The following is a 1,497-nucleotide window of genomic DNA, read 5'->3' on the forward strand; positions in this document are numbered from 1 at the left end:
CCCTGCTGGACGCCGTCCTGTCCAATCCCGCCGAGGTCCGCGCCAACCGCAGCGCCCTGATCTACAGCGGCGCCGACGTCATCAAGGCCGCGACACCTGCCGGGCCGGAACGCGTCCGGCTATCGAACGCCCTGACGCAGGCGCTGGACCGCGTCTATGCCGATACGACCCTGGGCGTAGAGGACCGCCTCTCGACCACCTATGCCGACATCGCCGCCTTCCGGGCTCAGGCAGGCAAGGACGCCGCCGTCCCCGCCGCCCTGCGTGACAAGGTGCGCCAGCGCGCCGCCTGGGCCGATCAATCGGCCAAGACCGCCTATGAGCGCCAGTCCACCATCAGCACCGCCGCCAACCTGCTGTCCGAAGCGGGCGAAAAACCGGGCGCAGAGGCCCTGCTGACCGCCGAACTGCACAAGTCGAAAACCCCCTATTATTACATGCCCGATCTGGCCGAACTGGCCGAGGCGCGCGGCGACAAGGCCGCCGCCGTCGACTGGCTGCGCAAGGGCTATGAGACCGCCGAAGGCCCCGCCACCCGCGCCCAATGGGGCGTCCTCTATGTTGATGGCCTGATCCGCCTGACCCCGCGCGACAAGACCGCCATCGAAACCGCCGCCGGTCAGGTCATCGGTGAACTGTCCGGCCAGCCCGACAGCTATCACCAGCGCACGCGCCAGCGCTTCGACACCCTGGGCAAGACGCTGACGGACTGGAGCCGCGCCAACAATGGCGCCCCCGTGCTGGAACGCCTGCGCGGACGCATCGCCGAGGCCTGCGCCGCCCAGACCGACGCCGACGCCCGCACCGCCTGCCAGTCCTGGCTTAAGCCCGCCTGACCTGAAGACGCCGCATTGACAGTCCCACCCTTGGCGTCATCCATGACCGCCAAGGGAGACGCCTTCGCATGAACACCCGCTGGCTTGGCGTAATCGCCGTTTCGACCGTGGCCCTGTCCGCCTGCAAGGCGGTCAATGTGCCCGAAGACGCCTTCTTCTATCCCGACACGCGGATGCAGGCGGAAAAGATCGTCCTGCCCCCGGACGCGCCCATGCGTTTCCAGGCCGACACCTTCACCATTCCCTATGCAGGCGGAACCATCGGCGCGACGCGCGTGCGCACCGGACGCACCGACACGCCCCTGATCCTGTTCTGCGGCGGCAACATGTTCCGGCGCAGCGCCGCCGCAGGCCTGACCGCCGACAAGCTGACGCCCTTCGGCGACGTGCTGATGTTCGACTATCCCGGCTCGGGCGAAACGCCGGGGCCGGCCGAATACGCCGCCTTCATCGCCACAGCCACAGCGGTCGCTGACGTCGCCCGCGCACAGGCCGACGCCGAGGACCGCAAGCTGATCGCCTGGGGCCATTCGCTGGGCGGCATCGTCTGCCCTCAGATCGTCCAGCACATCCGCGCCGACGCCGTGGTGCTGGAGACCACCACCCCCAACGCCCGCGCCGTCGTCGAAAACGCGACAGGCTGGGCTCGCCCCCTCGTCCG

General features: G+C 69.1%; 2 protein-coding genes. Both read left to right on the forward strand.

Features of this window, described 5'->3' with window-relative positions; all coding sequences use genetic code 11:
* Positions 1-836 (forward strand): hypothetical protein (locus QZ281_RS14710; RefSeq protein WP_292229617.1); only part of this gene is annotated, 836 nt, incomplete at its 5' end.
* 68 nt (positions 837-904) lie between these two features.
* A partial coding sequence (locus QZ281_RS14715) for an alpha/beta fold hydrolase (protein ID WP_292229619.1) occupies positions 905-1,497 on the forward strand: 593 nt, incomplete at its 3' end.

Origin of the sequence: Brevundimonas sp. (assembly GCF_018608325.1) — a bacterium.
Taxonomy (GTDB): domain Bacteria; phylum Pseudomonadota; class Alphaproteobacteria; order Caulobacterales; family Caulobacteraceae; genus Brevundimonas.